The sequence below is a fragment of the Actinomadura xylanilytica genome (assembly GCF_030283145.1).
GTDB classification, from domain to species: Bacteria; Actinomycetota; Actinomycetes; order Streptosporangiales; family Streptosporangiaceae; genus Spirillospora; species Spirillospora xylanilytica.
This window is the reverse complement of sequence record NZ_JASNWE010000004.1, coordinates 947531-973279: the sequence shown is the minus strand read 5'-3', so window position 1 is coordinate 973279 and position 25749 is coordinate 947531. Positions and strand designations below refer to the sequence as shown.

20 protein-coding genes are annotated in these 25749 nt (G+C 74.5%); 12 read left to right on the top strand and 8 right to left on the bottom strand.

Annotated features, from left to right (window positions below):
* The first annotated feature begins 2 nt into the window (after positions 1-2).
* The 6 genes from QP090_RS28290 to QP090_RS28265 all read left to right on the top strand — a co-directional run bounded on the left by QP090_RS28290 (position 3) and on the right by QP090_RS28265 (position 5634).
* Positions 3-1307: a CDP-alcohol phosphatidyltransferase family protein gene (locus tag QP090_RS28290; protein WP_285942505.1), complete on the top strand. Its 1305-nt coding sequence runs from the start codon at positions 3-5 to the stop codon at positions 1305-1307.
* Entirely contained in the window at positions 1304-1984 is a 681-nt protein-coding gene (locus QP090_RS28285; RefSeq protein WP_285942503.1) for a DUF5941 domain-containing protein, read from the top strand. The genes QP090_RS28290 and QP090_RS28285 overlap by 4 nt, the downstream gene beginning before the upstream one ends.
* A complete protein-coding gene (locus QP090_RS28280; protein WP_285942502.1) occupies positions 1981-2712 on the top strand; it encodes a phosphocholine cytidylyltransferase family protein in 732 nt (243 codons plus the stop codon). Before QP090_RS28285 ends, QP090_RS28280 begins: the two co-directional genes overlap by 4 nt.
* 114 nt (positions 2713-2826) lie before the next feature.
* Complete coding sequence (locus QP090_RS28275; RefSeq protein WP_285942816.1) at positions 2827-3882, top strand: iron-containing alcohol dehydrogenase family protein; 1056 nt, start codon at positions 2827-2829, stop codon at positions 3880-3882.
* The gene (locus QP090_RS28270; protein ID WP_285942501.1) at positions 3872-4756 is read left to right on the top strand and encodes a CDP-alcohol phosphatidyltransferase family protein; all 885 of its coding nucleotides are present in this window, start codon (positions 3872-3874) and stop codon (positions 4754-4756) included. The genes QP090_RS28275 and QP090_RS28270 overlap by 11 nt, the downstream gene beginning before the upstream one ends.
* Positions 4753-5634 carry a glycosyltransferase family 2 protein gene (locus QP090_RS28265; protein ID WP_329522332.1) on the top strand — a complete coding sequence of 294 codons (882 nt, stop codon included), beginning with the start codon at positions 4753-4755 and terminating at the stop codon, positions 5632-5634. Before QP090_RS28270 ends, QP090_RS28265 begins: the two co-directional genes overlap by 4 nt.
* Before the next feature lie 55 nt (positions 5635-5689).
* Here QP090_RS28265 and QP090_RS28260 read toward each other — a convergent pair whose 3' ends face one another.
* From QP090_RS28260 to QP090_RS28245, 4 genes are all read right to left on the bottom strand, one after another.
* The gene (locus QP090_RS28260) at positions 5690-8377 is read right to left on the bottom strand and encodes a HelD family protein (protein ID WP_285942499.1); all 2688 of its coding nucleotides are present in this window, start codon (positions 8375-8377) and stop codon (positions 5690-5692) included.
* A 152-nt stretch (positions 8378-8529) separates the two neighbouring features.
* Entirely contained in the window at positions 8530-9276 is a 747-nt protein-coding gene (locus QP090_RS28255; RefSeq protein ID WP_285942498.1) for an acetoacetate decarboxylase family protein, read from the bottom strand.
* Positions 9277-9301: 25 nt separating this feature from the next.
* A complete protein-coding gene (locus QP090_RS28250) occupies positions 9302-9790 on the bottom strand; it encodes an SRPBCC family protein (protein WP_285942496.1) in 489 nt (162 codons plus the stop codon).
* Positions 9791-9851: 61 nt separating this feature from the next.
* Positions 9852-10442 carry an HD domain-containing protein gene (locus tag QP090_RS28245; RefSeq protein WP_285942495.1) on the bottom strand — a complete coding sequence of 197 codons (591 nt, stop codon included), beginning with the start codon at positions 10440-10442 and terminating at the stop codon, positions 9852-9854.
* 109 nt (positions 10443-10551) lie between these two features.
* Between QP090_RS28245 and QP090_RS28240 the strand changes: the two genes are divergently transcribed.
* Positions 10552-12471, top strand: a complete 1920-nt coding sequence (locus tag QP090_RS28240; protein ID WP_285942493.1) for an outer membrane protein assembly factor BamB family protein — start codon at positions 10552-10554, stop codon at positions 12469-12471.
* Between the two features lie 25 nt (positions 12472-12496).
* Here QP090_RS28240 and QP090_RS28235 read toward each other — a convergent pair whose 3' ends face one another.
* From QP090_RS28235 to QP090_RS28225, 3 genes are all read right to left on the bottom strand, one after another.
* Entirely contained in the window at positions 12497-13621 is a 1125-nt protein-coding gene (locus QP090_RS28235; protein WP_285942814.1) for a glycosyltransferase family 4 protein, read from the bottom strand.
* Between the two features lie 97 nt (positions 13622-13718).
* Positions 13719-14981, bottom strand: coding sequence for a nucleotide sugar dehydrogenase (locus QP090_RS28230; RefSeq protein WP_285942813.1), 1263 nt, complete (start codon positions 14979-14981; stop codon positions 13719-13721).
* A 26-nt stretch (positions 14982-15007) separates the two neighbouring features.
* Entirely contained in the window at positions 15008-16447 is a 1440-nt protein-coding gene (locus QP090_RS28225; protein ID WP_285942492.1) for a glycosyltransferase family 4 protein, read from the bottom strand.
* 54 nt (positions 16448-16501) lie between these two features.
* Between QP090_RS28225 and wecB the strand changes: the two genes are divergently transcribed.
* From wecB to QP090_RS28200, 5 genes are all read left to right on the top strand, one after another.
* On the top strand, positions 16502-17575 hold the full coding sequence (gene wecB, locus QP090_RS28220) for a non-hydrolyzing UDP-N-acetylglucosamine 2-epimerase (protein ID WP_285942812.1): 1074 nt from the start codon (positions 16502-16504) through the stop codon (positions 17573-17575).
* Positions 17565-18248: a hypothetical protein gene (locus tag QP090_RS28215; RefSeq protein WP_285942491.1), complete on the top strand. Its 684-nt coding sequence runs from the start codon at positions 17565-17567 to the stop codon at positions 18246-18248. Before wecB ends, QP090_RS28215 begins: the two co-directional genes overlap by 11 nt.
* A gap of 50 nt (positions 18249-18298) precedes the next feature.
* Positions 18299-20560, top strand: a complete 2262-nt coding sequence (locus tag QP090_RS28210; protein WP_285942811.1) for a glycosyltransferase family protein — start codon at positions 18299-18301, stop codon at positions 20558-20560.
* Positions 20561-20846: 286 nt separating this feature from the next.
* Entirely contained in the window at positions 20847-22412 is a 1566-nt protein-coding gene (locus QP090_RS28205) for a glycosyltransferase family 87 protein (RefSeq protein WP_285942489.1), read from the top strand.
* Between the two features lie 38 nt (positions 22413-22450).
* Positions 22451-24550: a glycosyltransferase family 2 protein gene (locus QP090_RS28200; RefSeq protein ID WP_349666519.1), complete on the top strand. Its 2100-nt coding sequence runs from the start codon at positions 22451-22453 to the stop codon at positions 24548-24550.
* Between the two features lie 69 nt (positions 24551-24619).
* On the opposite strand, the gene QP090_RS28195 is transcribed toward QP090_RS28200, so the two are convergent.
* Positions 24620-25633 carry a CDP-alcohol phosphatidyltransferase family protein gene (locus tag QP090_RS28195; RefSeq protein ID WP_285942485.1) on the bottom strand — a complete coding sequence of 338 codons (1014 nt, stop codon included), beginning with the start codon at positions 25631-25633 and terminating at the stop codon, positions 24620-24622.
* Between the last annotated feature and the right edge of the window lie 116 nt (positions 25634-25749).

Here is a 25749-nt window from a genome sequence, read left to right as displayed (position 1 = left end):
CGATGACCATAGCGGTGATCATCGCGACCGGGCGGACCGGAACGGGGGCCGATCCGGTCCCCACGGCCGTCCTGCCGTGCGGGGACGGCCCCGAGGCGCCGACGGTGCTGACACGCCTGTGCGACCAGCTGGCCACGCTCAAGGTACCGGAACGGCGGATCGTGACCCGTCCCGATCTGGCCCCCGCGCTGCGCAAGGACGGCCACGACGTCATCGAGTGCGAGGACACGGCCGCCGACCTGCGGGAGATCGCCCGGCTGACGCGCGGCACCACCGCGCCGGTCGTGCTGCTGCCCGGCGACCTGGTCGCGAACGGCGAGCTGCTGAGCCGGCTGCTCGTCGACGCGCGGACCGTCCCCGTGGCGGGGACCGCGCCGGGGCTGCTGCGCGTCGGCCGGGCCCGCGTCGAGACGCTAGCCGAGCTGGCCGAGCGGCTGGCGGTGGACCTGTTCGGCGGCCCGCCCGGCGACCGTCCGGCGGCGGTGCCCAAGCACACGGCCGAACTGCTGCGGCTGGGCCTGGCGCGCGACGGGGTGCCGGTCGCCCCGTGCCCCGGCGAGGGGCTCGTGTGCGTGCGGGCCGGCACCGAGGACGCGGCGCTGGCCGCGCTCGCCGAGGCCGGGTCCGTCGACGAGGACCGGATCCGGATGGACGCCGCGATCAATCCCGGCGGCGGCCCGGTCGGCACCCGCACGGCCGGCCGCGCGCAGGCCGTCACCCGCTGGGCGGCGCGCGAGGGGCTGACGCCCAACACGGTGACGTTGATCTCCCTGGCAGTCGGGCTGCTGGCGGCGCTGTGGTTCGCGGCCGGCACCCGTACCGGGATGGTGGTCGGGGCGGTGCTGTTCTACCTCGCGTTTGTCCTCGACTGCGTCGACGGGCAGCTCGCCCGCTACCGCCGGATGGTCAGCCCGCTCGGCGCCTGGATGGACGCGATCGGCGACCGGGCCAAGGAGTACGCGGTGTACGCGGGGCTGGCGGTCGGGGCGGCCGCTGCCCCGCCGGACTCCTCCGTCCACGCCGGGAGCGTGTGGGGGCTGGCGGTGGCGGCGATGGCGCTCCAGACCGTCCGGTACATGGTCGACTCCTCCGGCCTGGAGAGCGCGCCCGCGCCGCCGCCGCTGGACGGCCGGGCGGGCTGGGCGCAGCGGCTCCTGACGCTGCCGATCGGCGAGCGGTTCGCGCTGATCTCGGTCACCGCGGCGCTGGGCAATGCCCGGATGACCTTCGCCGCGCTGCTGGCGTGGGGATCGGTCGCCGCGCTGTACAGCCTGGTTGGACGGATCGCGCGGGCGGTCGCCCGATGACGTCGCTGACCCGCGAGCCCGCACCGCGCCCTTCCGCGCCGTCGCGGCCGGCCCGGCCGCGGCCCGCGCCGCTGGCGCCGCCGGAACGGTTGCAGATCTACCGTGACGACGGCCCGATCTGCCGGGCGCTGGGCCGGCTGGCGCGGGGACAGCTCCCGCCGCTGCCCGGCGCGACGATCGCGCTGGTCGTCACCGTGGTGCTGCTCTCCGCCGGGGTGGGCGACGTGCGCGGCCCGGCGCTGTTCGCCCCGGTGGTGGTGCTGCTGCTGACCGGGCCCGCCTCGACCCATCCGCACGACGGCCGGATGGATTGCCTCGTACCGCCCATAATCCGCGGGATCGAGTATGGTTGCCTCACCGTATTGGGGTTCGCGCAGGGAGTATCGGCACCGCTCGTCTACGTGCTGGTCGCGGTTCTGGCGTTCCACCACTACGACACCGTGTACCGCACCCGCCAGGGACTCCGGCCGCCCGAGTGGATTTTCCGCGCCGGGCTCGGCTGGGAGGGCCGGATGCTCATTGTGGCCTTCACGGGCCTCTCCGGGCTCCTTCCGTTCGCGTACGCGGCGCTCGCCGTCTACCTTGGCGTGTTGTTCGCGGGCGAGAGCGTCATGACGTGGGCGCGGACCGGTCGCGACAGCGGCGTGATGGTCGACCTGGAGGAAGTGGAAGCATGATCGGCATGGTGCTGGCGGCGGGCGCGGGCCGGAGGCTGCGGCCCTACACCGACACGTTGCCCAAGGCGCTGGTCCCCGTCGACGGGGAGACCACGATCCTGGACATCGCGCTGGGCAACCTGGCCGAGGTCGGGCTGACGGACGTGGTCATCGTCGTCGGCTACCAGGCCGGCGCGGTCGAGGAGCGCAAGGCCGCCCTGGAGGACCGCTACGGCGTGTCCCTCACCCTCGTGCACAACGACAAGGCCGAGGAGTGGAACAACGCCTACTCCATGTGGCTGGCGCGCGAGCACTTCTCCAAGGGCGTCCTCATGGTCAACGGCGACACGGTGCATCCGGTGAGCGTCGAGAAGACCCTCTTGGCGGGCCGCGGCGCCGACATCCTCCTGGCCGTGGACAACGTGAAGACGCTGGCCGACGAGGAGATGAAGGTCACCCTCGACGGCGCGGGGCACATCCAGACCATCACCAAGCTGATGGACCCGGCCACCGCGGCCGGCGAGTACATCGGCGCCACGCTGATCGAGCCCGCCGCGGCCGAGCCGCTGGCGGGCGCGCTCAAGGCGACGTGGGAGCGCGATCCGGACCTCTACTACGAGGACGGCTACCAGGAGCTGGTCAACCGCGGCGGCACGATCGCGGTCGCGCCGATCGGCGAGGTCTCCTGGGTCGAGGTCGACAACCACGAGGACCTGGAGAAGGCCCGCCGGATCGCCAAGGGCTACTGACCCGCGGGCCGCGGCGCCGGGCCCCCACTTCCCGGCGCCCCCCGGCGTGGTGGCCGGGGTGTTCCGAGCCGACCGAAGATCCGAGCGAGGAGGCACATGCCCCTGCTGACGCGAATGCTGACCGCACCGCTGTCCATCGATGTGCGGCGCGGGGCGATCGCGGCCCTCGGCGAACTGCTCGCCGACCGGCGGATCGCCACCGAGGGCCGGGTGGCCATCGCGGTGGGGCCCGGCCAGGGCGACCAGATCGCCGAGCACGTGCGCGGCTCACTGGCCGCCTGCGAGGTGTTCCACGTCGAGGGCGGCACCGTCGACGCCGCGGTCAGCCTCGGGTCCAAGCTGCGCGCCGGGTCGTACGAGGCGGTGATCGGCATCGGCGGCGGCCGGACGATCGACGCGACCAAGTACGCGGCGACGCTGTCGGGCATCCCGATGGTCTCGGTCGCCACCAACCTGTCGCACGACGGGATCTGCTCCCCGGTCGCCTCCCTCACCCACGAGAAGGGCAAGGGCTCGTTCGGCGTGGTCATGCCGCTGGCGATGGTCGTCGACCTCGACTACGTGCGGGCCGCCCCCGAACGGCTCGTCCGGGCCGGAATCGGCGACGTGGTCAGCAACTTCTCCGCGGTGGACGACTGGCTGCTGGCCGCCGACGCGGTCGGCGAGCGGATCGACCGGCTGGCGCTCACCGTGGCGCGCACCGCCGCCGAGGCCCTGCTGTACCAGCCCGGCTCGATCGGGTCCGACCGGTTCCTGACCGTGCTGGCCGAGGGGCTGGTGCTGTCGGGGATGGCGATGTCGTTCGCGGGCGACTCCCGTCCGGCCAGCGGCGGCGACCACGAGATCCTGCACGCGATCGACCAGCTCTTCCCCGGCACCGCCAACCACGGCGAGCTGGCCGGGATCGGCACGGCGTTCTGCTACCACCTGCGCGCCACCCACCTCGGGGTGGGCGATGAGCGGCTGGCCGAGATCCTCGCCTGCCTCGGCCGGCACGGCCTGCCGCGCTTCCCCGGCGACGTCGGGCTGAGCGTCGAGCAGTTCGCCGAGGCCGTCCAGTTCGCCCCGCAGACCCGGCCCGGCCGCTATACGATCTTGGAACACCTCGGCCTCGACCAGGGCGCGACCCGCAAGGCGGTGGAACAGTATGTCCAGGCCCATGGAGACTGAGCTCCCCGGGTCCGGCCGTCCGGAGGACGGCTCGGCGCACGGCGCGGCCCCGTCCGGCGACGACCCGCGCCCTCCGCGCACGGCCGCCACGATCGCCGACATCCGGCGGTACGGGCAGCCGCCCGGCCTCAAGGACCGGCGCAACGAGGAGCACTGGGCCGGCCGGCTCTACATGCGCGACCTGTCGCCGTACTTCGACTGGATCTTCCTGCGCGTCGGGCTGAGCCCGAACCAGCTCACCTACCTGATGATGGCCAGCGGCGTGCTGGCCGGGCTGGTGGTCTCGCTGCCCGCGACGGGCACCGCCGCGCTGTGGACGGCGCTCGGCGGCGCGGTGCTGATCCAGCTCTACCTGCTGCTCGACTGCGTCGACGGCGAGGTCGCCCGCTACCTGCGGCAGACCTCGGTGGCGGGCGTGTTCCTCGACCGCATCGGCCACTACCTGTCGGAGGTGTCGCTGCTCATCGGGCTCGGTTTCGCCGCGCAGGGCGGCTGGACCAACGGCGGCTACGCCGAGCTCGGCCTGGTCGCCGCGCTCGGCGCCGCGCTGATCAAGGCCGAGACCGACAACGTGGTGGTGGCCCGCGCCAAGTCCGGCCTGCCGTCCGACCCGGTCGGCGGCGACCGCGCGCTGCGGCCCCGCTCCACCGGCATCGCGCTGGCCCGGCAGGCGGCGTCCATGCTGCGCTTCCACCGGATCATCGGCGCGGTCGAGCTGTCCCTGCTGATCCTGGGGGCGGCGGTGCTCGACGTGGTGCTCGGCACCGAGACCCCGGCGGCGATGCGCGTCCTCGCGGTCGCGGTCGCGGCGGTCGCGGTCGTGCAGACGCTGCTGCACCTGGTCAGCATCCTGGCCTCCCGGAGACTGAAGTGAAGATCAGCGTTGTGGTGCTCACGATGGGCAACCGTCCCGAGGAGCTCTCCCGCTCGGTGCGCAGCGCCCTGGAGCAGGAGCACGTGGACGTCGAGGTCGTCCTGGTCGGCAACGGCGTCGACCCGGTCGGCGACCGGGCCGGCCAGGCGCCGTTCGACGACGAGCGGGTCAAGACCCTCACGCTCCCGCAGAACGTCGGCATCCCCGCCGGGCGCAACCGGGGCGTCGAGGCGTCCTGCGGCGACGTGGTCCTCTTCCTGGACGACGACGGCTGGTACCGCTCGACCCGGCTCGGCATCCACCTGCGCGACCGGTTCAGCGCCGACCCCGGGCTCGGCGTGGTGTCGTTCCGCGTCCGCGACCCCGAGGGCGGACGCGGCGAGCGGCGGCACGTGCCGCGGCTGCGCGCGGGCGACCCCGAGCGCTCGTCCGACGTCACCACCTTCCTCGGCGGCGCCTGCGCGGTCCGCCGCGCCGCGTTCGACGCCGCGGGCGGGCTGCCCGAGGACTTCTTCTACGCGCACGAGGAGACCGACCTCGCCTGGCAGGTGCTGAACGCCGGCTACCGCATCGTGTACGACGCGTCCGCCGTGATGTTCCACCCGGCGGTGCTGCCGACGCGGCACGACATGTTCTACCGCTACAACGCGCGCAACCGCGTGTGGCTGGCCCGGCGCAACCTGCCGTGGCTGCTCGCGCTGCCGTACCTGGCGGTGTGGGTGGGCATGACGCTGCTGCGCGAGCGCCGGCCGAGCGCCCTCAAGCCGTGGTTCAAGGGCTTCGTGGAGGGCTGGCGCAAGCCCGCCGGGCCGCGCCGGCCGATCTCGTGGCGGACGGCCTGGCGGATGACCCGCACCGGGCGCCCCCCGATCATCTGACCGTCCGCCCCGCCGCCCCGGCCCTGGCCGCGCGCGGCGGGACGGCGGGCGCTCGTCAGGTCTCGCCGAGCAGAGTGCGGCGCCAGCCGGGGTCGGCGGTCAGCACGGTGAGCCGCTGGGTGGCCCGCGACACCGCGACGTACAGCACCCGGAGGCCGCGCGGCGACTGGGCGGCGACGGTCTCGGGCGCCACGATCACGGCGGCGTCGAACTCCAGGCCCTTGGCCTCCAGCACGTCCAGCACCTGCACCCGCTCGGGCAGCCCGGCGCCGAGCCGCTCGCGGTCGGCGGGCGTCCAGCCGGGGCCGGACGGGGCCGGGCCGGCCGCGTCGTCCGCACCGAAGGACAGCGCGGTCTGGCCGTCGTCCTCGGCGGGCGCGGCGCCGGTGGGCGCGGCGGCGGTCGCGCGGGGCAGCGGGACGATGACGCCGATGGTGCCCTCGACCTGGTCGAGGAGTGCGTCGACGGCGTCGCGGGCCGCCGCCGCGAGCCCGGTCGCGGGGACCACCCCGACGACCGGGTCGAGGCCGGAGTCGCGGACCGCGCGGGCCGGCCGGGCGTCGGGCAGCGCCAGCTCCAGCACCCGGGCCGACACCGCCGCGATCTCGGTGGAGTTGCGGTAGTTGGTGGTCAGCTCGTACTCGTGCCGGGCGCGGCGCGGGGCGGGCGCCTTCCGCCGCCGGGACCGGTCGCGCCGCGAGCCGCCCCGTCCGGCGGGCTGCCCGGCGTCGCCGAGCGCGGCCTCCATCGCCTCGCGGGCGGCGGGCAGGTCCTCCCAGGCGCTCTGCGCGGGGTCCTCGACGACGGTCCAGCTCGCCTGCCGGCCGCGGCGGCCGAGCATCCGCCACTGCATGGGGGACAGGTCCTGCGCCTCGTCCACCACGATGTGCGCGTACTCGGGACGGTCCTCGACGACGCCGTCGTCGACCCGGCGGGACCGCTCGACCCGCTCGATGGAGGTGGTGAGCTCCTGCATCTCGGGCTCCCAGGACTCGTCGGCCACCTCCTCGCCGGTGAGGATGTTGACGCCGTCGACGACGTAGGGGTCGCCGTCGGCGGGCGCCCTGCGGCGGGACGCGCGGGGCGGCGGTCCGAGCAGCGCGTCGATCTCGTCGAGCAGCGCGATGTCCTGGTAGGTCAGGGCGCGGGGCGCGGCGCCGCCGGGGCTGGCGGCGAGCGCGGCCGTCCAGGACGCGGCGAGCAGCGCCGTCGCGCCGCGGTCGAGCTCGCGGCCCGCCGCGCGGCGCAGCCGCTCGGGGTCGCCGAGCGAGCGCAGCACGTCGATCGGGCGGCGGATCGGCCACCAGGCGACCAGGAAGTCGGTGAACGTCCGCTGCTCGCGGACGCGGGCGTCGAACTGGCCGCGCCTGCCGTCGCCGTTCCCGCTCCCGTTCCGGCCGCCGCCGCCGTTCTTGGTGCCGCTGCGGTGGGGCTCGGTCTCGTCGAGGGGCGCCAGGCCGTCGGCGGCGAGGATGGCGCTCCACAGGCCGGCGTTCCCGTCGGCCGCGGACTCGGCCGCGTCGGGGCCGCCGAGGTCGCCGAAGCGGTCCCACAGGGCGTCGAGCAGGGCCTCGGCGGCTCGGCCGCGCGCCGCGTTCACGGCGCCCCGGCTGCGCCGGTGCACCTCGGCGGCGATCTTGTCGAGGCGGGCCCGGTCGAGCCGGACGACCACGCCGCGGAACACCACGCGCAGCTCGTCCGGCGCGCCGGACGGACGATCGGCCACCGCGCGGCGCAGCACCCGCGTCATGGCGTCCGCGCCCTTGAGGCGGGCGAGTTCGGGCGGGTCGTGCGTGGTGGCGGTGGCGCCGTCGACCAGGTCGCCGAGGGACCGCAGCGTCGCCGAGCCCTCGCCGAGCGAGGGCAGCACCCGTTCGATGTAGGCGGTGAAGCGGCGGTTGGGCCCGACGACCAGCACGCCGCGCGAGCCGAACCGGCGCCGGTGCCGGAACAGCAGGTAGGCCACTCGGTGCAGCGCCACCGCCGTCTTGCCGGTGCCGGGGGCGCCGCGGACCAGGACGGTGCCGTCGGCCGGGGCGCGGATCACCTCGTCCTGCTCGCGCTGGATGGTCGCCACGATGTCGCGCATCGCGCCCTCGCGGGTGCGCGCCAGCGAGGCCAGGAACGCGCCGTCGCCGATCACGGTCAGCCCGTCGGACGCGCCCGGGTCGAGCAGGTCGTCCTCCAGGTCGACCACCGCGTGCCCGCGCGAGTGCAGCACCCGGCGCCGGATCACGCCGCGCGGGTCCTCGGGTGTGGCGCGGTAGAAGTCCTCGGCGGCGGGCGCCCGCCAGTCGATCACCAGGGAGTCGTGGTCGCGGGTGCGGACGCCGACGCGGCCGACGTAGCGGACCTCGCGGCCGTTCTCCAGATGCCCGGGACGGCCGCCCTCCTCGGCTCCGCTCCCGGTGCCGTTCCCGGCTCCGTACCCGGCGTCGTCGTCGCCGTCCGGGGACTCGGGGCGGGCCAGGTCGAGCCGGCCGAACACCAGGCCGTCGTCGGCCACGTCCAGCGCCTGGGCGCGCAGCGCCGCCTGGTGCACCATCGCGTCGCGGTCGACCAGCGAAGCCTTGGTGCCGGCCTGGGACTGCCGGTAGCCCTCGCGGATCATGGCCTGGGCGTCCGCGCGCATCTCCTCCAGGCGCGCGTACGCCACGTCGACGTAGCGCTGCTCGGCGGCGATCTCCTTGTCCTTGACCGTGCGTGCGGGACTCGACGGCCGGCCGGTGACCGGGGACGACATGCAGGCTGCTCCTCGCGACTGTGCTCCACCGGGGGGCGACCCCGCCGCGCCCCGGGACGGGGCGAATGAGACAGCTTATGCGGTCCCGCCGAGGTACAGCGTGGAGTGGCCGCCCTCTCCGGCCGCGGCACCGGTCACCAGGGCCGTCCGCTTCATCCGGGCATCTCCTCGGCCCCCTCGAAGGTCATCCGGAGGTGCCCGACCGTGCTGGAGCTGAGCGCGCGGGCGCGGTCGAGGCCGAGCCCGCGCAGCTCGGCGGCCACCGGATGGTCGCCGAGGCGGAGCCGGGCGCCGCCGGGACGGAGCCGGACGCCGGACGGGGCGACCGTCCAGGGCGTGCGGCGGGTGATCCCGTCCATGCAGGAGTAGGCGTCGACCTTGGGGGCCCCGGCGCCGCCGGGCATCGGGACGCCGGGCCGGACGGCCAGCTCGATCGCGGTACGGCCGCCGAACCGGACGGCGCACCGGTTGATCCGTCCGCTCAGGTCCATCGGGATGTCGGCGAGCTCCTTGGGGAAGCCCCAGATCGACCGTCCGGCCTCCAGGGTGAACTTCTGGTCGACCGGCAGCCAGTGGATGAAGGCGCCGATGCCCGCCAGGCCGCGCACCCGGTCCAGCAGGCCGGACGGGCGGGCCGCGCCGGGCGGCCGGACCAGGAACGCGACGGCGAACTCGTGGTACGGGCCGAGGTCGCCGTCGGCGTAGCGGACGAAGGCCAGCGAGCAGATCGCCCAGCCCGGCAGCGTCTCGGCGATCTCGAGCCCGGAGTAGGCGATGACGGCCTGGGCCGAGGCCGCGGGGACCGTGTACATGGCGGAGGCGACGGCGGCGTCGCGGATCCGCACGGGCAGGACGACGCGCTCGCCCTGGATCAGGTGGGCTTCGGCGGCAGGAGTCACACGCCTTAGTAGAACAGGTTCTCGTTTATCGGGATAGTGCCGATCGGATCCGGTCCAGCGTGACCCGCATGCCCTCCCGGTTGACGGGTGCGCGCCGTTCGGCGGGGACCCCGGTGAAGAGCCTGCCGAGCAGCGAGACGAACGCGGAGCCGCGGTTGTCGCGGCGCAGGTCCTCCCAGTACTCGGTGAGCCGGGTGGAGCCGTCGCCGACGCCTTCGAGGCGGTACCCCCACAGCGCGACGGCCATCCCGAAGCTCGACACCCGGAACGCGAACACCTCGCCGGGCACCGCCGCCGTCACCCGGCAGTCGGTGAACCACACCCACGGGCCGCGCCGGTTGAAGCCGACGAACTTCAGGCCGGGCCGGACGCTCCGTCCGCGCACCCAGACGGCGAAGACCTCGGGACTCCACTCGCGCGTCCGGCGCACGTCGGCGACCGCCTCGTACACGGCCTTCGGCCCGGCCGCGATGACGACGCTCTCCTCGACCACCCATTCGCGCACGCTGTCCATGGCCAGATCATGCCTCATCCGCGGCCGGGGCACCCCCCTGGGGCCGGACGGCCCGCGGGGGTCAGCGCAGGTGCGCGAAGTGCCCGCGCCATGCCGCGTACCACTGCGCGAACCAGGGCTCGTCCGCGGCGAGCGGCAGGATGTAGGTGACGGTCTCGGCGTAGTAGCGGCGCTGGAAGTCGGGCGGCATCTGGTCGAGGCGTTGCACGTTGCTCACCCTGTCGGCCAGCTTGACCAGGACCGCGGCGCGCGGGGCGTCGCGGAGCCGCCGCAGGTACGCCGAGGTGGCCGCGCGCTTGGCCTGCCGTCCCGGGCCCGCCGCCGGGGGCTTGGTGACCCAGTCGACGAGCTCGGCCACCTCCGGCCCGAACTCGGCCTCCACCTCCGGGACGGTCGCGCCGGTGTCCTCCACGGTGTCGTGCAGGAGCACGGCGGCCAGCACCGCCGGGTCCGTCACGCCGGCACCCCGGACCAGCACCTCCAGGGCCTCCAGCAGGTGCTCGGTGTAGGGGACGCCGGTGGGGCGCCGCTGGTCGCCGTGCCAGCGTTGGGCAGCGGTCGCGGCCCTGCGGAGTTCGGGCAGGTCGACCGGGAGCGCGGCCAGGTCGGCGGCGGCGTCGTCCCAGGTGCGCCATGAGGTGAAGACCTCCACGGGTTCCTCCGTTCTTCCCGGCCGTGTCGCGCGGGCGCGCGGCACAGGGCATGGTGGGAGTCGTTTCTCGCAGAACAGTACGAGACGGGGTACCGGAGGGAGGCGGGGCGTGGTCAGGAGCCTGCAACGGCCGGGTTCCGGAGCGAGACCGCTCGACAGGGGCAGACTCGCGCTCGGCCTCGTCTCCGGGGCGCTGACGGTCGCGCTCTGCGCCGTGCTGATCGACCGGTTCGTGCTGAACGCGGAGTGGTGGCAGGTCCGGCACACGGTGACCGCGCAGCCGGTCGTGCCGCAGGGCGCGGTCGGGCCGCCGCCGGGCCCGCTGGCGGTGAGCTGGGAGCGGACCGCGCGGACGCACCACGGCCCGGTCGCCGGGTACGACAGCGTCGCCTACACGGTCGCGCAGGGGCAGGTGGTGACCGCGTCCGGCCGGGGCCTGGAGGTGCGCGACGCCCGTACCGGCGGGACGCGCTGGTCCTACCGCCGCACCGGGTGGACGATGCTCGGCTGGTCCGCCACCCGCTCCCGGCTGACCGCCTACTTCGAACGCGACGGGCACCGCGGCGACCGGCAGTTCGTCGGGCTGGACGCGCTGTCGGGCGGGGTGCTGTGGCGGCGGACCGGCGAGCATCCCGCCGCTGCCTCCCGGACCACACTGCAATGGCCCGCCGGCGCGGGCGTGACGCTCACCACCGACGACGCGCGCCACGAGCTGAACGGGCGGTCGGCCGCGACCGGGGCGCGGCTGTGGAGCAGGCGGCTGCCCGCGGGGTGCCGCCTGTTCGAGGGCGCCGCGCATCCGTCCGACGGCCTGGAGTCCCTGTCGGCGCTGGCGCTGGACTGCGGCGGCCGGAGCAGGCTGCTGGCGGTCGATCCGGCGACGGGCCGGGTCCGCTGGGACCGGTCCCTCGGGTCCGGGGAGTCGCCCGAGGTGTCGATGCTGGACGGCGTCACGCTGGTGTCCGACGACACGGCCCTGCGCGCCTACGACCGGGACGGCTCCCCGTTCGCCGTGTGGAACGGCGACGACCTGTGCGGCGACGCGATGTGCCCGGGCGTGCTGGTGGGGGACCTGCTGATCGTCGCGTACCGCCCGGAAGGCGCGCGCGGCGACCAGGGCCGGATGGAGGCGGTGCGGGTGTCCTCGGGCCGCCGGGTGTGGGAGCGCGCGGCGCCGCCGTATGCGGCGCTGGCCCGCGCGGGCGACCGGGTCTACGCGCTGCGGCCCCGGCTCGCCAGGGGGCTGCTGCCCGCCGGGGTCGACATCGTCGAGTCCGGCGGCGGCGTCCGCACCACGCCCGCGCCGTTCGCGCTCGATCCCGACCTCGGCGGGGTGCGGCCGTGGCTGGCCGCCGCGGGCGGGCTGCTGTACGCGGCGGTGCCGGAGGCGGCGCCGCGTCCGGACGGGGCGGCGCGGCTGGTCGCGCTGCGCGGCGGGCCGTCCGGTCCCGGGCCGGCCGAGCTCGGCGGGGTGGCCGGGGCCGACTGGCCCGACGCCTGCGGGCTGCTGAAGAAGGCCGATCTCGCGACGGTGCGGCTGGCCGACCACGTCACCCGGCCGGAGCGGGGGAGCATCGGCGGGGTGCGGCTGCCGCACCCGGTGACCTGCGCCTATGAGCCCAAGAAGCGGGAGCCGCCGACCGGGGAGACCGGTGCGGAGGGCGCCGACCCGGACGAGCGCGACCACGAGGAGATCCGCGGCGACCAGGACGGGATCAAGGGCGACCGGGAACCGACGGACGCCGAGCCCGAGCCCGCCGCGCGCGGCGTGAGGGTGTCGATCCGCTGGGTCGCGCCCGCCGGGGCGTCCGCGTCCGGGCTGCTGGACGCGCTCCAGGCCACCCAGGCGCAGGCGCGGCGGCGCACCGACCTCGGCGGCGACGAGGCGTACGAGATCGGGCCGACGGCGGGAACGATCGCGCTGCGGGTCGACCGCTACATCGTGGTGGTCGACGCCGGCCGTCCGACGGGCGCGGCGGCGCGGCTGGCCCGCGCGGTGGCGACCCACCTGCACCGTCCGCCCACCTGATCCGCGGGTGCGTGCCGGCTCAGGGTCAGGTGGTGAGGACGGAGGGGGCGGCGGCGGTGGCGGTGGACCGCCCGGCCCAGGTCTCCAGGTGCGCGACGAACCGTTCGGCGTGCACCGGCCAGTGGAACTGCTCGCGGGCGGCCTCGTAGCCGCGCTTGCCGAAGTCGGCGCGCAGCCCGGGGTCGGCGCGCAGCCGCCGGACGGCCTCGGCGGCGGCGGCCGGGTCGCCGAACGGGACGATCAGCCCGCAGCCGGCCGGGGTGACGATGTCCACCGCGGGCGGGTTCGGGGTGGTGATCACCGGGATGCCGCGGGCCATGTATTCCACCACCTTGGTCGGCATCGAGTGGCGGTAGTTCGGCACGTCGTGCAGCAGCGCCAGCCCGGCCATCGCGCCCTCGGCGATGCGCAGCGCCCGGTCGTTCGGCACGAACCCGTACCAGCGCAGGATCCCCTCGCGCTGCGCATCGCGCAGCGCCGGGCGGACCTGCGGGTCGGCGGCGCCGATCAGCTCGACCATGACGCCCTCGGCGGCGACCAGCCGGGCCGTCTCGATCATGTCGAACGCGCCGCGGGCCGCGGACAGGTGCCCGACGTAGACGGCGCGGCGGTCGTCCGGCGGGCTCGGCGGCAGGTCGGCGACATAGGTGGTGTTGGGGACGACCGGGTGCTCCCCGGAGAACCGGCCCCGGTAGCCCTCCTCGGCGAGCAGCAGCCGGTGCCGCCGCTCGCTGCGGTTCTCCAACCGCCGCACGGCGGGCCGGAGGACGGGCCGGACGGGGCCCGGCAGCCAGCCCTTGGCGCCGAGCGCGGCGGCGGTGTCCTCGTGCACGTCCCACACGACGGTCCGCCGCCGCACCGGGCGCGGCAGCCCGACCAGCAGTTCGGGATCGTGCAGCAGGACCAGGTCGGCGTAGGCCGAGTGCTCGATCAGCGCCCGGTGCGCGGCGCGCAGCGCCCGCAGCCGGCGCCGGCCGGTGGCGCGCGGAATGTCGACCGGGCTGATGTTCCGCCAGGGCGTCACATTACAGGCCCTGAAGGGCGCGATATAGGTGACCTCGTGGCCCGCGTCGAGCAGCGCGCGAATCTGCCGGTGCAGGATTCGCGCATCCTCTGGATGGTGTACCACCGTGCAAACGCAGACACGCATTCCACTCACTCCGAGAGTGTGTCGATAGTCGTCCACAACCGATTCTCGGCGGCCCAGGAAAATTGCCGATGAATGGCGAGTGTCCGGCGGACGGACCTCATAGCAACTCCACCGTGGGACGCTGGACGTCGCGGGTGCGTCCCCGGGTGTCGAACAGCAGCCGGGCGTGCCGCGCGAGCGTGTCGGCGTCGTACTCGGCGTGGCCGGCCAGCACGATCGCCAGGTCGGCCTCCTTCAGCGCCGCCACCAGGTCGTCCCCGGCGTTGCGCACCTCGGTGTCCTCGACCCGCCACGCGTCCACGAACGGGTCGTGGAAGGCCAGGTCGGCGCCCAGCCGGACGAGTCGGCGCGCCACCGGCCGGGCCGGCGACTCGCGCTGGTCGGCGATGTCGGCCTTGTAGGTCACCCCGAGCAGCAGCACCTTGGCGTCCTTGAGGGCGCGGCCCTCGCGGTTGAGCAGTTGCTGGGCGCGTTCCACCACGTACCGGGGCATCCGGTCGTTGATCTCCTGGGCCAGCTCGACGAACCGGAACGGGTAGCCGAGCGAGCGCACCTTGTACGACAGGTAGTTGGGGTCGATCGGGATGCAGTGCCCGCCGACCCCCGGGCCCGGCCGGAACGCCTGGAAGCCGAACGGCTTGGTCGCGGCGCAGTCGATCGCGTCCCACAGGTCGATGCCGAGTTCGTTGCAGAACACCGCCATCTCGTTGACCAGCGCGATGTTGACATGCCGGTAGGTGTTCTCCAGGAGCTTGGCCATCTCGGCCTCGCGGGTGCCGCGGGCCTGGACGACCTGCTCGACGAACTTGCCGTAGAAGGCCGCCGCGGCCGTCGCGCACGCCGGGGTCAGCCCGCCGACGATCTTCGGGGTGTTGCGCACCCCGTAGACGGGGTTGCCCGGGTCGATCCGCTCCGGCGAGAAGGCCAGGTGGAAGTCCTCGCCGGCGGTCAGCCCGGAGGTCTCCAGGATGGGCCGGACGACCTCGTCGGTGGTGCCCGGGTAGGTGGTCGACTCCAGGACCACCAGCGTGCCGGGCGCCAGGTGTCGGGCGACCGTCTCGGCGGCGCCGCGGACGGCGGTCAGGTCCGGGCCGCCCTCGGCCGACAGCGGCGTCGGCACGCAGATGACCACGGTGCGGGCGCCGTCCAGCACCTCCTCGCCCGCGCTCGGGAGGAAGCCGGCCTCCAGCAGGGCCGCGGCCTCGCCGGCCGAGACGTCGCCGATGTGCGAGCGCCCGGCCGCCAGTCCGGCGACGACCCGCGGGTCGCGGTCGAGCCCGCCGACCCGCAGCCCCGCCCCGGCCGCCTCCCGCACCAGCGGCAGCCCGACGTAGCCGAGTCCGATGACCACAAGATCCAGATCCACGCCCCGCTCCCCTCGCGAGTTCACCTCATGGCGTACGCCCTCCGGTAGCGGGCCGCGACGGCACGCCAGGTGCGTTCCGTCCTGACCCATTCCCGGGCCGCCTGTCCGATTTTTCGGCGCTGATCTGGACTGTAAATGATTTCGGCCAGACAAATCGCCCAAGATTCCGGGTCTTCGGGAACTGTTAACGTTCCGGTTACGTCCGGTTCCAGTATTTCCCGCAGAGCTTTGACATCACTTGCTATTACTGGGATTCCCCCGGCCATCGCCTCGATCGGTTTGAGTGGGGTGACCAATTGGCAGACCCGGTCCGAACGCCTCGGGACCGCGAACATATCGAGGACCGCGTGGTAATGACGAACCGACCCCATCGGCACCCGGCCGGTGAACACGGCGTGCACGCCGTGCGCGGCGGCCCGACGTTCCAGGGCCCCGCGCTCGGGCCCGTCGCCGACCAGCAGCAGCGTGACCGGCGTGCCGCGCTCACGGAGCAGCGCGGCGGCGTCGATCAATGTGTCTATTCCCTCGTATCCATAGAACGAGGAGGTCAAACCGACCACCGGCGCGTCGGCGGCGATGCCGAGGCGGGCGCGCAGCCCGGCCGCGTCCGGCAGCGGCTCCAGGAACGTCTCGTCGACCCCGTTCGGGACGGTGAAGACCTTGGCGCCGTCGATGCCGCGCGAGACGATCTCGGCGCGCATCGCCTCGCCGAGGGTGACCACCGCGTCGGCCTCGGCCATCCGCCGCGTCTCCAGCTCGCGGGTGAGCCGGTAGAACGGGTCGCCCTCCGAATGGGACGGGTCACGCGACAGCCAGGAATCCTCCAAGAATCCCCGCACCTCGTACACGACCGGCAGGCCGTGCCGGCGTCCCGCCTCCAGCGCGACCGCCGCGTTCAGGTGGTTGCTGACCGCGTGCAGCACCGAGGGCCGCAGCTCCTCGATGAGGCGCCCGGCCAGGTCGGCGCCGCGCTCGACCGCCCGCACCGGATCCTTCGCCGGGAACCACGGAAGCAGCCGGTGGTAAGGGACGCCGTCCACCTCCACCCGGGGCCGCTCGTCGCCGACGCCCTGGCTGAGCGGGTAGCCGAGACGGGTCACCACCTGGGTGTCGAACCCGAGTTCCCGCTGCGCGAGTGCGATCCGATGCGTCCGGATGGTGTAGCCCGCGTTGGTCACTGGCAGCGCGTTCGTCACGAACTGGAGCACTCCGGTGCCGGAAGGAGCGGGGGGAGCGGGCCGGGACGGATGGGTATGGGTGAGGAGGGCGCGCAGGTCGCGGGTCTCACGGGCTTCGGCGCGGGGCCTCGGCACCGCCAGCCGCGAGCGCCCGAGACGCGCGCCCGCGCGTCCGGGTGCGGCGCGGGCCAGCAGCCGGACGGCCAGCCGGGGAGCCCGGGACGGGTCGTCGCGGAGCTGTCTCCAGGCGAGTCCGGGCAGGTAGACGCATCTTTTCAGCACGGCGGGCAAGCCTAGGCGACCCCGATGAACAGAAGGGAAAAACACGTGGCGCCCATCGTGCATGTTCTGGGGGCGCGGCCGAACTTCGTCAAGGCCGCGCCGGTCCTCGACGCGCTGGCGGCCCGAGGGGCCGAGCAGGCCGTCATCCACACCGGCCAGCACTACGACGAGCGGATGTCGGAGATCTTCTTCACCGAGCTGGGGCTGCCCGAGCCCGACGTCAACCTCGGCGTCGGTTCGGGCAGCCACGCCGCGCAGACGGCCGCGCTGCTCACCGGGCTGGAGGCCGAGTTCACGAGCCGTTCACCCGAGCTCGTCATCGTGTACGGCGACGTGAACTCGACGATCGCCGCCGCCCTGGTCGCGGCCAAGATGCGCATCCCGGTCGCCCATGTGGAGGCCGGGCTGCGCAGCTTCGACATGACCATGCCCGAGGAGGTCAACCGGCGGCTCACCGACCAGCTCTCCGACCTGTGCCTGGTCACCAGCCCCGAGGCGGTCGGCCATCTGGCGAACGAGGGCGTCCCGGTGGCGCGGGCGCACCTGGTCGGCAACCCGATGATCGACACGCTGCTGCGCAACCTGGGGTCCTTCGACACCGGCGCGGTCCGCGCGGCGCACGGGCTGCCCGAGCGGTACGTGCTGGCCACCCTGCACCGGCCCGCGAACGTCGACGCGCCGGACACGGCCGCCGCGCTCGTCGGGCACCTGCACGGCGTCGCCGACCTCGCCGACGTGGTCATCCCGGTGCACCCGCGCGGGCGCGCCACCCTGCTCGCCGCCGGGCTGGACGACCACCCGCGGGTGCACGTGCTGGACCCGCTCGGCTACATCGACTTCATCGCGGCCGTCCGGGGCGCCGCGGCCGTCGTCACCGACTCCGGCGGCCTCCAGGAGGAGACCACCGTCCTCGGGGTGCCGTGCCTGACCGTCCGGCCCAACACCGAGCGGCCCATCACCATCACGCACGGCACCAACCGCCTGGTCGCCTTCGAGGAGCTCGTCCCGGAGGCCCGCAAGGCACTGAAGTCCCCGCCGCCCGGCGCGGACCTCCGCCCGCCACTGTGGGACGGCCAGGCCGGCCCGCGGATCGCAGAAGTGATCATGGAGTTCCTCGGTGAACGATAGATCTTCGACGGCCAAGGCCGGCCGGCAGGCGGCGCGGCTCCGCGCCGCGCTGCGCGAGCGCGAGTCCCGGGTGGAGGAGCTGGAACGCCGGCTCGACGCCCTGGAGACCTCGACCACGCTCCAGTTCGGCCGGCTCGTCGCCGGCGCCGCCCGCAGCCCGCGCCGGCGCGGCGTGCGGCTCCCGCGCGAGCTGTACCGGCTGTGGCGCAAGCGGCACGTCCCGACGGCCGCGTCCAGCGGCGGCGGCGACGGCGAGCGGATCCGGCTCGACCCCGTCGACCGGCCCGAGGACCGGCTCCTGGTCGCCGCCCCCTACGAGGGCCTGGTCATCGCCGGGGTGCTCGCCCGCGGCACCGCCGCCGCGCTCGGCGGGCACGCCAGGGTGGTCGCGCTCTACCCGCACGACGCGGCGACCGCGCTCGGCACCGCCGACGTCGACGCGCTCGTCGTCGACGCGGCGGCGGGCGAGCCCGGCGGCCCGTGGGCCTACCTCGGCACTCCCGGCATGTACGACCGCGACCGCGCCCTGCACAACGTGCGCGAGCTGGCCCGCGACCGCGGCCTGCCGCTGGTGCTGTGGGGCGAGGCGCCGCCGCCGACCCTGGCCGTCCTGGAATGGGACGCGACCGCGACCACCCCCGCCCACCTCACCCACCTCGTCCAGACCCGTTGACGGAAGGACATCCTGTGCGACCACGCGCCCTCGTCTACGGCGACGTCGACATGAATCTGATCGACGGCTCGGCGATCTGGGTCCAGGGCATGGTGCAGGCGCTGGCCCGCGCCGGCTGCGCGGTGACCCTGGTCCTCAAGGCCCCGGTCCGTACCGGCCGGCTGGTCGATCCGCTGCGAGCCCTGCCCGGGGTCACCGTCCGCAGCCCGCACGCCGAGAGGCTGGTCGACGCCGCTCAGGCGATGGCCCCGCGGACGGCCGCGCAGATCCTCGCGCGGGTCGACGGCGACGACCCCTTCGACCTGGTCGTCGTCCGGGGGCGGCGGCTCGCCGCGAAGCTGGCCGCGTCCCCGCTCGCCGGGCGCCTCTGGACGTACCTGACCGACGTCCCGCAGGCGGCGGGCGCGTTCGAGGGCGCGGCCAAGGGCGAGCTGCGGCGCATCGCCGACGCGTCCCGGCTGCTGCTGTGCCAGACCGAGGAGCTGCGCGGCTTCCTGGAGAGCGCGGTCCCGGCGACGGCGGGCAAGAGCGTGCTGTTCCCGCCCGTGGTGGTGCTGCCGGACGGTCTCGAACCGCGCCCCGACGGCCCGCCGGACGGGCGGGCGCTGCGGCTGGTCTACACCGGCAAGTTCGCGCCGCGCTGGAACACCTACGAGATGACCTCGCTGCCCCGCCTGCTCGGGATGCGCGGCGTGGACGCCGAGCTGCACATGGTCGGTGACAAGATCCACGACGACCCGGCCGACCCGGCGTTCGCGGCCCGGATGCGCACCGCGCTGGAGACCGGGCAGGGCGTGGTCTGGCACGGCGGGCATCCGCGCGCCGGGGCGATGCGGCTGACCGCGGCGGGCGACGTCGGGCTGTCCTGGCGGCACCCGGAGATGGACGCCAGCCTGGAGCTGTCCACCAAGGTCCTGGAGTGCGGGACGCTCGGCGTGCCGGTGGTGCTCAACCGGACGCCGATGCACGAGCGGCTGCTCGGCGCCGACTACCCGCTGTTCGCGGCGTCCGAGTCCGACGTGGTGGACGCGCTGACCCTCATCGGCAAGAACCCCGACGTGTACACCCTCGCGGCCGGCCGGTGCCGCACCGCCGCGGCGGACTTCACCCTGGACGCCGCCGCCGGGCGCCTCACCCGCCACCTCGCCCAGGCGTTCCCCGAGCCGTCGGACGCCGTCCTGGACGCCACCGCCCGCTACGCCGCCCGCGCGCGGGCCGCCGCGACGGCCCCGGAGGTGCTCTCGACCGCGCCGCCCGCCGAACCGCCGCTCGCGCCGCTCGCGGTCGCCGAGCGGCGCCTGCTGCGGATCGGGGTGGCCGGGCACGACCTGAAGTTCTTCACCCGGCTGCTCGACTACCTGCGGTCCCGGCCCGACATGGAGGTGCGCGTCGACCACTGGGCGGCGCTCAAGGTGCACGACCCGGACCGCAGCCGCGAGCTGGCCGACTGGGCCGACGTGGTCGTCTGCGAGTGGTGCGGTCCGAACGCGCTCTGGTACGCCCGCAACAAGCGCCCCGGGCAGCGCCTCGTCGTCCGGCTGCACCGCTTCGAGCTGTACGCGGGCTGGCCGAAGCACCTCGACATCGACGCCGTCGACCAGGTCGTCTGCGTCAGCCCGCACTACGCGGGCCTCACCCGGGACATCACCGGCTGGCCGGCCGGCAAGGTCACCGTGGTGCCCAACTGGGTGGACGACGACCAGCTCGACCGGCCCAAGCTCGCCGGGGCCCGGCACCACCTCGGCATGATCGGCATCGCGCCGTCCCGCAAGCGGCTGGACCTGGCGCTGGACGTGCTGGAGGAGCTGCGCCGCGACGACCCGCGCTTCACCCTGTTCGTCAAGTCCAAGCTCCCGTGGGAGTACTGGTGGATCTGGCAGCGCGACGACGAGCGCGAGCACTACGAGCGGGTGTTCCGCCGGATCCGCCGCTCGCCGCTGCTGTCGGGCGGGGTGGTGTTCGACTCCTACGGCCGCGACGTGGCGTCGTGGCTGCGGCGGATCGGCTTCGTCCTGTCCACCAGCGACGACGAGAGCTTCCACCTCGCGCCGGCCGAGGGCATGGCCGCCGGCGCGGTGCCGGCGCTGCTCGGCTGGCCGGGCGCCGACACCATCTACGACCCGCGCTGGATCCACCCGGACCCGGCGGCGATGGCCGCCTCGATCGCCTCCACCGTCGCGGGCGGACGCTGGGAGGACGAGCGCCGGCTCGCCCGCGAGCAGGTCCGCGCCGCGTACGGGCTGGAGGAGGTCTGCCGCCAGTGGACCGGGCTGCTCGCCGCGGCCCCGGCCCGCCCGGCGGAGATCATCTGAATCCGCGGGCCCGGTCCGCGGCGCGCCCGCACCGGGCCCGCGAACCCGCCGGCAGGGCCCCGGTGGGGGAGCCTGGCGGGGCCCCGGATCGCCCTGCCCGCCGCCGGATCCGGACGCCCGGCGGGTCCGCGGACGGCGCCGGTCTCGATAGGCTTCCGGCCGTGAGCCCGTACCCACTCCCGTACGCGTCCGATGATCGAATGACGGGACGGACGTGCCGCCGATAGCCGCCGCCGTGAGCGGCCCGGAGTCACCCCGAACCGACGTCCCCTCCGCGCGCGAGCCCGTGCCCCGCCGCGGACCCCTCCGCCGGGCGGTGCTCGGCACCGGACGGTTCGCCGTGGCGCACCTGCTCTTCGCTGTCGTGCTGGCGGGCGCGATCGCGGTCCGGGTCACCGCGCTGCGCGGCTACCCGATGCCGCTGTGGAGCGGCGACTCCTACGGCTACCTGGGCTCGGCGGTCGACTTCTCGCCGCACATCGGGCGGCCGAGCGGCTACTCGGTCTTCCTCCGGGGGCTCGAACCGTTCCACGACCTCACCCTCGTGGCCGCCGTCCAGGCCGGGCTCGGCGCCGCCGCCGGGGTCATGGTCTACGCCCTGGTCTGGCGGCACGCCCGCGCCGCCTGGAGCCGCCGGATCTGGCTGCCCGGCCTGCTCGCCGCCCCCGCGTCCGTCCCGGTGCTGTACGACGGCAACCTGGTCCAGGCCGAGCACATGCTGCTCGCCGACAGCCTGTTCACCTTCCTGCTGGTCGCGGCCGTCACGGTGGTGTTGTGGCGGCGGCGGGTGAGCTGGTGGACCGGTGCACTGGCCGGGCTGATCATCTCCTGCGCCGCGCTGACCCGGCTGGCCGGGCTGCCGTTCCTCGCGGTGATCGCGGTGGCGATGCTGCTGCGCTGGTCCGGCTGGAAGCGCACGCTCGCCGCGCTGGTCGCGGCGGGGGTGACGTTTGCGGTGCCGTTCGCGGCGTACATGACCTGGTTCGAACGGCACCACGGCGCGTTCGCGCTGAGCAAGGCCGACAAGGTCTGGCTGTACGGGCGGACCGTCGGGTTCGCCGACTGCGCCAAGATCAAGCCGCCGCCGGAGCTCCAAGTCATGTGCCCGAAGCTGCCGCGGACCGATCTGCGGGTGGCGCCCGCCTTCGACGCGCTGTGGGGTCCCGACTCGCCGTTCAAGACGATCCCGGGCGGCATCTACGGCGACCAGGCCAACACGATGGCGGGCGAGTTCGCCGATATGGCGATCAAGGCGCAGCCGGGCGACTACCTGAACGTGGTCGTGCACGACACCCTGCGCGCGTTCGAGCCGGGCCGCGACCCGTACCCGACCCCGTGGACCGAGGAGAACCTCCGCTTCCCGGCGGGGGAGGCGTGGTCGGACGAGCAGGCGCTGCTGGCCGAGCGGTACGGCGGCGGACGCGTCCGCGTCGTGGCCCCGTACGCCGAGTGGATCCGCGACTACCAGGGGCGCCGGTACACGCCCGGCCCGGTGCTCGGCGTGCTGCTCGGCGCCGGCCTGCTCGGCGTGCTGGTCCGGCTCCGGCCCCGCTCGGGCTGGGGCGGCTCGGTGCTGCTGCCCTGGTCGCTCGGCGCCGCCCTGGTGGTCATCCCGGCGGCCACCGCCGACTTCGACTACCGCTACATCCCGCCGGCGATCCCGTTCGCCTGCCTGGCCGCCGCGCTCGCGATCATCCCCGGCGCCCGTACCCGCACCCGGGCCGAGGCGGCCGTCCCGGCCGCCGGCTCGGCGGCGGCCGGCGAGATGCCGGAGATGGCCGAGAACGGGGCTGTATCGCCCGCTGACGCGAGCGGAGAGGAGCCCGCGGATGCCGGAGAGACCGTCCGGTGAGGCGCCCGCATTCATAGAATGATGGCGGCGTACCGAACATTTCTGGTCACTCGGGCAACCTCTGTTCGGGTTGGGGCGTCATTTCCAGCGAACGTTCAGGTTCCCGTGTCCGCGGGATCGGGGGAGCGGCGCGTAACGCCGCCATCGGTGGGAAGTGGAGTCGCATGGGGAGCCCGAAGGTCAGCGTCATCGTGCCCGTGCACAACAGCCGGAGCACGCTGAGACGGACCTTCCAGTCCGTCTTCGACCAGACGCTGCCCGCCGACCAGATCGAGATCATCGCGGTGGACGACGGGTCCACCGACGGCAGCGGCGAGGAGCTCGACCGCCTGGCCGCCGGGCGCCCGGGGTTCGAGGTCGTCCACCAGGCGGCCTCCGGCGGCCCCGGGCGGCCCCGCAACGTGGGCATCGAGCGGGCCACCGGCGAGTACGTGTTCTTCCTCGACGCCGACGACTACTTCGGCCCGGAGGCGCTGGAGCGCTGCTGCGCGCTGGCCGACGAGCACGGCACCGACGTGGTGGTGCCCAAGTACGTCGGGATCGGCCGCAAGATCAACCCGCACCTCTTCCGGACGACGGTGGAGTTCACCACGATCTTCGACGCGGTGCCCAACCTCTACGGCAGCATCACCGCGCTCAAGCTCTACCGGCGGTCGCTGCTCGACCGCCACCGGATCCGCTTCCCCGAGAAGGTCCTGTCCGGCGAGGACCAGATCTTCGCGGTGCGCGCCTACTTCGAGGCCAAGGGCGTCTCGGTGCTGGCCGACTACGACTGCTACTACTGGGTCGACCGCGAGGACGGCGGCAGCGCCCTCCAGGCCGGCGGCGCCCCGGCGGCGGCGTACTTCCCCGAGATCAAGGGCCTGATGGCCTTCGTCGCCGAGCGCACCGCGCCCGGCGAGGTCCGCGACCGGCTGCTGCGCCGGCACTTCGCGATCGAGGTGTTCTCCCGGTTCGACCCGCGCTACCCCCGGTTCTCCGCGGACGAGCGGCGCGCGACCCGCTCGGCGGCGCGCGACCTGATCGCCGCCTTCGGCAACCCCGAGATCATGGGGGCGCTGTCCCCGTACATGCGGCTGCTCGACCACGCCCTGCGGCACGGCCTCGACGACCTGGTCGACGAGGCGGCGCGGGTGCACACCGAGGAACCGCCGCCGATCGTGCTGGACGGCGACCGCGCCTACATGGCCTACCCCGGTTTCCGCGACCCGGCGCTGGACGTCCCCGACGCCGTCTACCAGGTGAACGGGCCGCTGAGCTGGCGGCGCGGGGTCAGCGGCGTCGAGTGGCGGGCCGGCCGGCTGGCGGTGCGCGGCCACGCGTTCGTCGAGCGGGCCGACGGCGTCGCGCAGGACGAGGAGCTCGTCCTGCGCGAGCGGGACGGCCGCCGCGAGTACCGCGTCCCGTTCCGCAAGGCCGGCGAGACCGACGGGCGGGGCCGCACCCCGCTGCTCGCCGAGATCGACTTCGGCGCGGTGGCGGGCGGCGGCCCGCTCCCGCCCGGCCGCTGGGACACCTTCGCCGTCGTGCACGCGCAGGGCCGGGTGCACGAGGGCCGCCTCGTCCCCGCGCCGGGGTCGGGCGTCGGCGAGCCGGGCGCCCGGGTCGCGCGGGTGCGTGCGGGCAGCCCGGTGGTCACGCCCTACCTCACCAAGGGCGTGGGCGCCCTGGCCCTGCACGCGGGCGGGCTCGCCGGGCTGGCCGGCCCCGTGACCGAGTCGGAGACCGCCGTGACCGCGCCGGCGAGGCTGCGGCTCTCGGCCGAGCTGGAGACCGCGCTGCCGGACGGCGCCGACGCCCCGGCGGTCAGGGCGGTGCTGCGGCACCGCGAGTCCGACGAGACCCGCACCGCCGACCTCGCCGCCGATCGCCGCACCGGGGCGGCCGGCGAGGCGGGCCGGTTCTGGATCTCCGGCGAGATCGACCTGGGCGGCGCCGGGCGCGGCAAGTGGGACGTCCACTACGAGGTCACCGTCGGATCGGCCACGGGCACGTTCCGGGCGCCCGCCGTGGCCGATCCCGGCGGGGGCGCCGGCCGGGGGCCGCGCCCCTTCCGGACGGCTCGGGGGAACCTCTCGGTCGAGGTCGTCGGCGGCACCTCGCGGCTGATGCGGCTGCTGCGCCGCGGTCGCTCCTGACCGCCCGCGCACAAGCGAGGACCCCCGGAGCGGGGAGCTCCGGGGGTCCTGAGGCGGGCGGGCGGACGGTCAGCCGGCGCTGCCGACCGTGGCCTCGTGCTGCTCGGCGGGAAGCTGTTCGCGCAGGCTCCCGATCTTGGCCTCCAGCTTGGCCAGGTTGCGGCTGTAGTCGCGGCTGGACAGCCAGAACTTGTAGATGATCACGAATTCGAAGGCCAGCATCCCGATGCCGGAGAGCACCACCACCGGGATGACCGCGCCGGAGATGATCGCGGCGGCGATCGGCGCGACGATGAACACGCCCATCTGGAACTCGATGCCGCTGATCAGGTGCGGGCGGATCCGGCCGCGCAGCAGCGCGTCGCGGACCCGGGAGTACCACGGGAACTGCTGGTTGAAGCCCTGCTGGAGCGTGTGGTTGGGGTTGTCGCCCAGAACCTGCTCCTCCATGTCGGCCTCGGGGTCGGGGCCGAGGGCGCCCTCGGCCGACCGCAGGTCCTCGCCGACCGCCTCGCCGCCGTGGAGGCCGCCGCTGGTCTCGCGGACGGCCAGTTCCAGCTCGCCGGCCTCGTTGCGGGCCGCGGTCAGCTTGCTGCGCATCTGCGAACGCACCTTGTAGATCTCAAGGGCGTCCATGTAGCGCAGCATGTCGAGGAAGACGACCGCGACGGTGGTCCAGATGTAGGCGACGTTGCCGGTGGCCGCGTACTGCCCGCCCATCAGCGCGATCGCGCAGGCCAGCACCCGCACCCGGTCGAAGATGTAGTCCAGCCAGGCACCGAAGATCGAACCGGTGCCCTTCAACCGGGCGATCTTGCCGTCCATGCAGTCGAGGGTGAACGACAGGTGGTAGAGCAGGGCCCCGATCAGCAGCCAGGGCCAGGAGGCCACCGCGAAGCAGGCGCCGGCGCCCAGTCCGAGGAACAAGGCGCCGACGGTGAGCTGGTTCGGCGTCACGTTGGTCCGGTTGGCCGTGAACCGGACCATCCGGGAGGCGAGCGGATCGACCAGCAGTACCGTCCACCATGCGTCACGCGCCTTGTACGTCCGTTGCCGAACGTCCTCGAGCGTGAAATTCGCCATGGAGGTGTGTCCTTTCATCGTGAAGAGAGGCTTCCCCGGCCGCGCCGCGCGCGAACCTCAAGATCGAATTACTGGAACGAGGCATGCGCTCGCCCCAGAACCGCATGCCCGGGTCA